Source organism: Paenibacillus sp. KS1, from assembly GCF_001680695.1.
In the GTDB taxonomy this organism is placed as follows: Bacteria; Bacillota; Bacilli; order Paenibacillales; family Paenibacillaceae; genus Paenibacillus_B; species Paenibacillus_B suaedae.
In genome coordinates, this window is the sequence record NZ_MAIS01000143.1 from 1 (window position 1) to 8,368 (window position 8,368).

General features: G+C 46.1%; 7 protein-coding genes and 1 pseudogene. 3 read left to right on the forward strand and 5 right to left on the reverse strand.

Translation table 11 applies throughout. From position 1 onward, the window contains the following. Window positions 1-122 precede the first annotated feature (122 nt). Window positions 123-887 carry a TrmB family transcriptional regulator gene (locus BBG47_RS26480; RefSeq protein ID WP_065294239.1) on the reverse strand — a complete coding sequence of 255 codons (765 nt, stop codon included), beginning with the start codon at window positions 885-887 and terminating at the stop codon, window positions 123-125. 350 nt (window positions 888-1,237) lie between these two features. On the opposite strand from BBG47_RS26480, the gene BBG47_RS26485 reads away from it, so the two are divergent. Together BBG47_RS26485 and BBG47_RS26495 are read left to right on the forward strand one after the other, a co-directional pair. Next, a complete protein-coding gene (locus BBG47_RS26485; protein ID WP_254659936.1) occupies window positions 1,238-3,274 on the forward strand; it encodes a peptidoglycan D,D-transpeptidase FtsI family protein in 2,037 nt (678 codons plus the stop codon). A gap of 261 nt (window positions 3,275-3,535) precedes the next feature. Further along, a complete protein-coding gene (locus BBG47_RS26495) occupies window positions 3,536-4,762 on the forward strand; it encodes an MFS transporter (protein ID WP_021259515.1) in 1,227 nt (408 codons plus the stop codon). Between the two features lie 113 nt (window positions 4,763-4,875). On the opposite strand, the gene BBG47_RS26500 is transcribed toward BBG47_RS26495, so the two are convergent. Genes BBG47_RS26500 through BBG47_RS26510 form a run of 4 tightly spaced genes read right to left on the reverse strand, consistent with a single transcriptional unit; the run spans window position 4,876 to window position 7,835 of the window. After that, complete coding sequence (locus BBG47_RS26500) at window positions 4,876-5,547, reverse strand: response regulator transcription factor (protein ID WP_065294242.1); 672 nt, start codon at window positions 5,545-5,547, stop codon at window positions 4,876-4,878. Further along, complete coding sequence (locus BBG47_RS31140) at window positions 5,544-5,669, reverse strand: hypothetical protein (RefSeq protein WP_285853199.1); 126 nt, start codon at window positions 5,667-5,669, stop codon at window positions 5,544-5,546. The genes BBG47_RS26500 and BBG47_RS31140 overlap by 4 nt, the downstream gene beginning before the upstream one ends. 59 nt (window positions 5,670-5,728) lie before the next feature. Then, on the reverse strand, window positions 5,729-7,177 hold the full coding sequence (locus BBG47_RS26505) for a sensor histidine kinase (protein WP_065294243.1): 1,449 nt from the start codon (window positions 7,175-7,177) through the stop codon (window positions 5,729-5,731). Next, window positions 7,170-7,835 (reverse strand): response regulator transcription factor, encoded by a 666-nt coding sequence (locus BBG47_RS26510; protein ID WP_175400650.1) that lies wholly within the window; start codon window positions 7,833-7,835, stop codon window positions 7,170-7,172. The genes BBG47_RS26505 and BBG47_RS26510 overlap by 8 nt, the downstream gene beginning before the upstream one ends. A gap of 161 nt (window positions 7,836-7,996) precedes the next feature. Here BBG47_RS26510 and BBG47_RS26515 point away from each other — a divergent pair. Continuing rightward, window positions 7,997-8,368, forward strand: a pseudogene (locus tag BBG47_RS26515) (hypothetical protein); the annotation flags it as partial.

Here is an 8,368-nt window from a genome sequence, read left to right on the forward strand (position 1 = left end):
GATGGTGTCTAACAATTGGGGTGCAGTTCATTCGGAGGCCTGCTTTTTACTGCTTTTTACTGCTCTTTACTTCTTTTTACCTCCTTAAACACGAGGCTATTCATGCAACAGTTTAATCCTCTTTAATAACGAAGCCGCATCAGCAGTGACTTCATTTCCTCGTCCGCCATGAGCTCTGCATTATATTTTTGTGAAATTCTCGCCAAGGCAACATCATGGTAAAAGAACTCAATAAAGAATTTTACGAATGGCTGCGCCCCGGTGCGCATTGCCTGCCATTCCCCTTGCTCCATCCCCGCGAACATAATTTGGGATGAGTCGGCTGCAACCAGCATGAATCTCTCCAGCGTATGATGCTCTTCCGTCGGCGATAACGTATTCAGCTTCGACACTCGGGCTTTCGGCACATCTGTCCCCGTTACAAATGCCTCCACTCGTACGCCTTCCCGCTCCTTCTTCTCAAGCAGCGGCACATATTTCCGAAATTCATCGCTCCACATCGAGGCGATAATCGTGTCCTGCGCCTCTTCAATCAGATGCTGGCAATACGCCATAATCGAAGCTTCCGATTTCAAGCTCCACACATGATTGTCCGCTGCGATTTTGCGCTCATTCATTTGCTTCAACTGTTCAATGCTCTGTTCGAATTCCTTGGACAGCTTCTCGATAACAACCTGAAGCGGCAGCGCCAAATAGGTCTTTTTCTTTTCGGATATGGAATCCGATATTAATCCCTTATCAATAAGACGCGACAGCACCTCATATATTTTCGCCTTCGGCACGCCTGAGTGCTTGACCACACTCGTTGCATCCATAGGGCCGTCTCCTGCCACCAACGTCTCGTATACTTTGCTCTCATATTGTGAAAAACCGAATTTCTGAAGCATAGCTCCTCCTTCTCTTTCCTGCAGCCGTATCGGAACTTGTCCGCATCATGATGATGTTAGGATTATCTTACTCCAGCCGATTCAAAATGAAAAGTCGAGCGCGAAGCGAAGCCGAAGCACACTTGAATTATTTTGTAATATTTTTCAAGAAACCATCGCAACCGTTGCTGCATCTAGTAGGTGTATAAGTCTGCCTTTTCTCATATGGGTCTGGAATTAGATGATAAAAAGATCCTGCCGCTATATGAATATATGATCAATTTTAATAAAATCGAGGTGTACTTGTATCAAAGGAATGACGAACCCGGTAAACAGAATATGATACGCAGATGCAGAAAGGAAATAGTGCTTTGAATCTATCTAAGGAAACTCACGCAAACAAACACAAATCAGACAATGAACGCAAATTTTCTGTCCGTTTGACTGGACTTTTCTTTATTATATTCGCCTTATTCGCCATACTTATTATACGCTTGGCGTTGCTGCAATTCGTAGATGGCCCTGCCCTCAAGCAAAAAGAAACTTCATTGGGCTACCGGACTACAGCTATCGCACCGATTCGCGGGATCATCTATGATGCTAGCAATCACAAGATCGCTTACTCTACATCGACACAATCACTTTACTTTAACGTGAACAAAAACTACAAGAATAAAGAAAACATGGCGGAAGCCAAGAAGCTCGCTGAAAAGCTCGCCGAGAGATTTAAAAGCAATACCAAGACGGGAGAGGAACAATCAGTCGAGGAAATAGTGAAGCGTATGGATTTGAATGCCAATGTTAATCCCGTATATGTCCCCCGCTTGATCAAAACGGATTTATCCTCGAAGGATATTGCTTATTTCTTGGAGCATAAGTCCGAATATAAAGATCTTGAGATTATAGAAGACAGCGTCAGAAACTATGATCAGGATACAGTCGCGGTGCAAACAATCGGCTATCTGAAAAAGTTCAGAGGTGTCAGAGAGTCCTACGATTATTATAAGGAGATATACGAAAATAGAAATTCCCGGCACGAGGAGCTCAGATACCTCGATTATGAGGATGTCGGTGTTGACGGGCTGGAGTTCATGTACCAGGAAGAGCTCCGCGGCAAAAACGGACTCAAGAAATTCCCGGTTAACGTAGCGGGACGAATTATGGGCCCCATGGAATTGACCAAGCCTGAGCGGGGCAACAATCTTCACCTGACCATTCATAAAAGCATTCAGATGAAAACAGAAGCTGCGATTATGCAGACGCTGCAGAAAATACGAAACTCCTCCAATCCCGTAGAGCAAGCGCCTAACGCACGTACGGGCTATGCCGTCGCCATGGAAGTGAAGACGGGCAATGTCGTCGCCATGGCCAGTATGCCGGACTATGACAGCAACGTATGGAAGAACGGCTCCATCAGCGTTGAGGATTACGAAAAAAATAAATCCTTTATGAATAACGGCACGATAAAAGCAGCCTACGGCCCATACGACGAAAAAGAAATGAACAAGCACCCGAACTCTATCGTGTACCTTGGCTCTACAATCAAGCCGTTGTCCGTCCTTATCGGTTTGAAGGAAAAGCTGTTCGGCGTGTACGATGATTATCCTGACATCGGCTATGCCGAAATCGGACTCGAAAAAAGGAAAATCCGGAATGCGAACAACAAGTCGCATGGTCGTATCGATGCCGCAAAAGCGCTGGAATTCTCCTCCAATGCCTTTATGATCGATTTGATCGGCAAACGTTTATATTCCCGAACGGATGTGAACGGACTGAAGACATGGGACAAATATATGGAAATGTTCGGACTTGGTGTAAAGACCGGCAGCGGACTGCCTGGAGAGATAGCCGGCCTAAAGGACTACATGAGCGAAGCCGTGCGCGCCAGCGCGCAATCCGCTCTTGCATACGCCTCGTTCGGCCAGCAGGGCAAGTATACAACGCTTCAGCTCGCCCAGTATGCGGCTACGCTGGCTTCGCATGGCAAGCGAATGAAGCCGCAGTTCATCAGCAAAATTACGGATCCGGACGGAAAGGTAGTAAAAGAGTTTAAGCCGGAGATGCTGAACGAAGCAAAGTTCGATAAAGCCTATTGGGACTTGATTGAGCTTGGCATGAGCCGAGTGAAGGTACAGGGATTTGAAGGGTTCAATTATGACTATTATCGGAAAACGGGAACATCCGAACAGGAAGTCGCAAAAGGCATCAGAGTAGAAAATGGAGTGTTCATTGCGTACGCTCCCGCGCAAAATCCGACCTTGGCAGTCGCGGTAGTTGTTCCGGAAGGCAATTACGGGGCTTATAGCGCAGCGCCAATCGCGCGAGCGATATTCGATGCGTACGACGAGGCTGTTGGGCTTACGGGCACGCCGCGCAACACTTCTACAGATCAGCAATTTAAAAATTAAATGACAAGCGATGGCCTTCGATTAAATGGGGGTCATCGCTTTTTTGATTAGGCTAAGACTCACTAGCTGAATAACCTTACCTATTTTTCGTGAATTTTTATAACCAAAATTAGCTTTATTTGTTATGATAAAGTCCATACTGATGAATGGTATCACATCAGAGAGCAAGTTGCGCCTTATTAAAGCTTGTTCTAAAGCTCGCATGTGACCTTCTGAACAAACCCATATCCAAACTCATATCAAGTGGAGGCAGATACTGAAATGAATACGGCGAAAACGTTGGATAAGCCGAAGCAGCGCAAGCTGCTATGGAGTGCCGGAATGAGCTGGATGTTCGACGCGATGGATATCGGCATCATCTCCTTTATCGCGGCGGCACTCGCAGCCGAATGGAGCTTAACCCCGCAGCAGACAGGACTCTTTACAAGCATTAATTCGATTGGCATGGCAGTAGGCGCGCTGCTCGCAGGAGCATTAGCGGACAAATACGGCCGTAAGTCGGTTCTGCTCTGGACACTGGTCATCTTCTCGATTGCTAGCGGATTGTCCGCAGCAGCAACAAGCTTCACGATGCTGTGCATATTGCGTTTCATCGCCGGTGCGGGTCTTGGTGGCGAACTACCCGTCGCGTCAACCCTTGTCTCTGAATCCGTCCCTGCCAAGGAACGCGGACGTGCCGTTGTCCTGCTGGAGAGCTTCTGGGCAGCTGGCTGGATCGCTTCTGCACTGATTGCTTACTTCGTTATTCCTACATACGGATGGCAAGCGGCATTTCTAATCTGTGCCGTTCCAGCACTGTACGCACTTTACTTGAGAAAGGCAATTCAAGATCCGCCGCGCTTTACTCAGCAGGCGAAGCAATCAGAACAGCAGAAGCTGTCGTTCCGCGAGCGCTTTGTCGCAGTATGGTCTGGGCCGCACCGCCGCTCTACGATTATGCTGTGGGTATTGTGGTTTACCGTGGTCTTCTCCTATTATGGCATGTTCCTCTGGCTGCCTTCTGTTATGATGCTGAAGGGCTTCAGCTTGGTCAAAAGCTTCGAATACGTGCTCATTATGACGCTCGCACAGCTGCCCGGATACTTCACCGCCGCTTACCTCATCGAGAAGTTCGGGCGCAAATTCGTCCTCGTCTTGTACTTGCTGCTTACCGCAGGCAGTGCAGCTTGGTTCGGCAGTGCGACAACGGAAGGCATGCTGATTGCAGCCGGGATATGCTTGTCGTTCTTCAACCTTGGAGCATGGGGAGGCATGTACGCGTATACGCCAGAGCTGTACCCGACCAAGGTTCGTTCTACCGGCGTTGGTCTTGCCGCATCCTTCGGCAGAGTCGGCGGCATTATCGCTCCGTACCTTGTCGGTATGCTCGTCGCTCGACAGGTTGCGATTAGCGCGATCTTCTGGCTGTTCTTCGTCACCATTGTAATCGGTGCGGTTGCCGTCCTCTGGCTTGGTACGGAAACGAAAGGCAAGGAGCTAGAGGAGTAAGCGAGCAAATTTGTTATATCGCAATAAAAATAGCAACAGCACCAGTTCCCCCTCCTGATCGTAGAGAGACACTGGTGCTGTTTTTTCATAGCAGCTTCATAACCCAATACCCGTCATTTATCAACCTCAAATTTATATCCAACCCGCACGACCGTTGTAATATGCTTAGCTTTATCCCCCAGCTTGTATCGGAGGTTGCGAATATGTGTGTTCAGCGCCTTGTCGCCTCCGCCTTGCTCATATCCCCATATCGTTGTAATGAGCGTGTCTCGAGTAATTACTTGCTCCTTATGTTCCATAAGACTCAACAAGATCGTATATTCCGTATGAGTTAAATTGATTGGCGTCCCTTCAATCGACACCTTGTGGGCAGACTTATTCATATGAATGCCGCACAAGATAATATCGTCTTGCTGCTCGTCCTGACTCGCAGACTTCAGCAATCTCCTTGCTCGTGCCATGAGAACCGCAGGCTTGAAGGGCTTCGTTACATAGTCGTCAGCGCCCAAGTCAAAGCCAAGGAGTGTATCCTCCTCATCACTACTAGCCGTAACTAATATAATGGGAACCTTGGACACATCACGGATACGGCGGCATACATCCCAACCATCCAGTTCCGGAAGCATGACATCCAGTATCACAAGGTCGATATCCTGCGCTGCAAATAGCTCCAACCCTTGCTGTCCATCCTCGGCTGTGTAAGCAACATATCCATCATCCTTGAAATAATGAGCCATTGATTCCCGGAGGAGCTCATCACCTTCGATAATTAATACCTTTTTCATAGCGTGATTCCCGTCCTATTACCCATCTTATCCGCTCTAATCCCTGCATCCATCATTCCCCCGGCAATTCCTGCATATACGCGAAGTGCCGCCAATACGGCTATTTTGACCCCTGTTTGCACTACTCGCTCTTTTTCTCATCATACCCTACACCGCCACTGTATAGCCTACCGCTACGCGTTCATTGCCGCAGTATCGGAATGGAAGCTTCAAACCGTACGCCCTGCTCGATGTTGTGCATGGAGTACGAGATTCCCAGAGCATCAAAAATCTGCTTTACAATATATAGTCCCAATCCGCTGCCCCCTGTGTTGCGATTTCTCGATTTCTCAACTCGATAGAAAGGTTCGAAAATCTGCTGCATGTCCTCTTCCTTAATGTTCACGCCCGTATTGATGACTTGAAATTGAATGCTGCCCTCCTGCACATCCCGGGTTAGTTGAATGCATACCTTTTCTCCCTGCGGAGAATACATAATCGCATTATGGATGATATTTTTGCACGCTTTCTCCAGCATCAGACGATCAGTGTGAACCATTATGTCTGAAGCAATATGCTTCATAAGCTGAATCTCCCGCTGAGACGCAAAATATTCAAGATCCGCAGTTATTTTATCCACGAGCTGCGAGAGATTCACTTCTTCAAGCTGCAGCTTGAATGTATCACGCTCCAACTTCGACATGCTTAAAATCTCACGAACCAACTGCTCCATTCCCTCGACAATCTGATGATTTTTCTGCAAATATTGATCGCGATCGCGATATGGACCGATATGATAGATCATTCCTTCCAGATAACCTTTCATCACGGTAAGAGGAGTTTTCAATTCATGCGCTGCAATCGCGAAAAATTCCCTGCGTTTTGTTTCTACTGCTCTTTCCTTTTCAATATCGCTCTTTAACTGCCGATTCGCATTGTGCAATTCTTGCATCGTTTGCTGCAAATTCACGGACAATTCATTTAGGCTGGTCGATAACTCCCCCAATTCATCCGTAGAACGCACCTCGATTTGTTCGGAAAAATCCAAGTTCGCCATCTTCTGCGCACCTTGATTAATGTAAAGAAGCGGCTTCGTGATAAACCTCGAATACAAATAAGCGCTGCCTATACCAATCACAATAACGATAACGCTTAAATAAGGGAGAAAAAGTACCAATACTTGCGAGGCCTCATCTATCGGTTGAAAGGTAGCGGACACGACGAGCGTTAACTTCGCATCCAAAAACTGAATGGGCACGGTGACATCGAAGGAGTTTGAATTCACGATTGGTTTTGCTCTTTCGACTCTCACTTCCGCCGATAGTGAATAACCTTTGCGAACCGAAGAAAAAAAGGGAGAGTAAATGATGACTCCCTCTTTATTTTGAAGATAGACGACTGCATTATTTTTTTTGGCAAAGGCATCAAGAAGAAGCACACCATATTGCAAATCGAGATCCTTCGATTTCGTTATGATTTCTTCAATCCCGGTCTGAAGCTGATTCGTCTTGTACTGCTCATAAAAAGTAGGGAGAAAGAAGTACAGCGATACATAAATCAGGACGGCAAAGGATAACAGAATAAGGGACGTAGTCACGAAAAGCTTATAGGTAATACGCTTCATCTTCAGCATGTCCAACCATTTACTCATCAATTTTGTAGCCGATCCCCTTTACGGTTTTAATGTAGGGTATATCTAACTTCTTTCTAATATTTTTGATATGTGTATCGATGACTCGCGTCTCTCCATAATAATCGAATCCCCATACTTTCTCGACGATGCTTTCTCTTGTGAGCACTTTTTTCTCATTTTGAACAAGCAGCTGGACGATTTCAAATTCCTTCGTCGTTAATGGGATTTCAATCTCGTTGACGTATACTTTATAGGCATCGCAATCTACTTGAATTTCCTTGAACACCAGACCATTATTCGTTCCTTGATCCTTGCTTCTTCGTAATACGGCCTCGACTCTCCGTATCAATACATGAAAGGAAAAAGGCTTCGTAATATAATCGTCGATTCCGAGATCGAAACCTTTTAATTGATCCTGTTCTTCCTCTAAAGCAGTTAGCAAAATGATGGGAACATTGGACTCACCCCTAATCATCTTGGCAACCTCGAATCCGTTAAGGTTAGGCATCATGACATCCAATAGAATTAAATCGAAGGATTGCTTATTGAATTGTTTCATGCCCTCTATTCCATCGGATGCAACTTCAACGCTATAGTGTTGGGTCATCAAAAACTGTTTGATTAACTCCCGAATCTCTTGATCATCTTCTATCACAAGAATCTGATAGTTCATCAATATATCACCTCTTTAATTAGTATAGCCGTGCTATCTGGAGTTTATATGGAGAGACCGAAAAATCCCCACCAAAACTCTACATGATCTTCATAGTAACTCCAGATAAGGGTCATACAATGAAGTCGTAAACAAAAATACATTCACGAAGGAGATTGACAATTATGAAAAAGACACTCGCTACAACTGCTTTAGGAGCTGTACTCACACTCACTTCTTTGGGATCCGCATTCGCTGCCGAGGTGCCTGCGCAATCCATCGGGAATGGACAACTGACAACGGCTGTTAAGGTAAAAGCAGCAAGCAATCTCGATGAAGCAACTCAAAGCAAGGTGAAAGCCATTTTCGATCAAGTGAAGAAAGGGACGCTTACGAAAGAACAAGCCAAACCTCAGCTGCAAGAACTTGGCCTCGATGTAGACTTTGATTTCAAAGCGGCTCATGACGACATCAAGTTCAAGGGCAAAGCGACTTCCGTTAGCTTCGATGACGCTACCAAAGAAAAAGCAAAAGCTATTCTTGAGCAAGCCCAAGCC

What these genes read in the sequence shown, in the direction of transcription:
- BBG47_RS26480 (WP_065294239.1), bottom strand. Translation starts at nt 887, where the DNA reads ATGCTTCAGAAATTCGGTTTTTCACAATATGAGAGCAAAGTATACGAG.
- BBG47_RS26495 (WP_021259515.1), top strand. Translation starts at nt 3,536, where the DNA reads ATGAATACGGCGAAAACGTTGGATAAGCCGAAGCAGCGCAAGCTGCTA.
- BBG47_RS26500 (WP_065294242.1), bottom strand. Translation starts at nt 5,547, where the DNA reads ATGAAAAAGGTATTAATTATCGAAGGTGATGAGCTCCTCCGGGAATCA.
- BBG47_RS26505 (WP_065294243.1), bottom strand. Translation starts at nt 7,177, where the DNA reads ATGAGTAAATGGTTGGACATGCTGAAGATGAAGCGTATTACCTATAAG.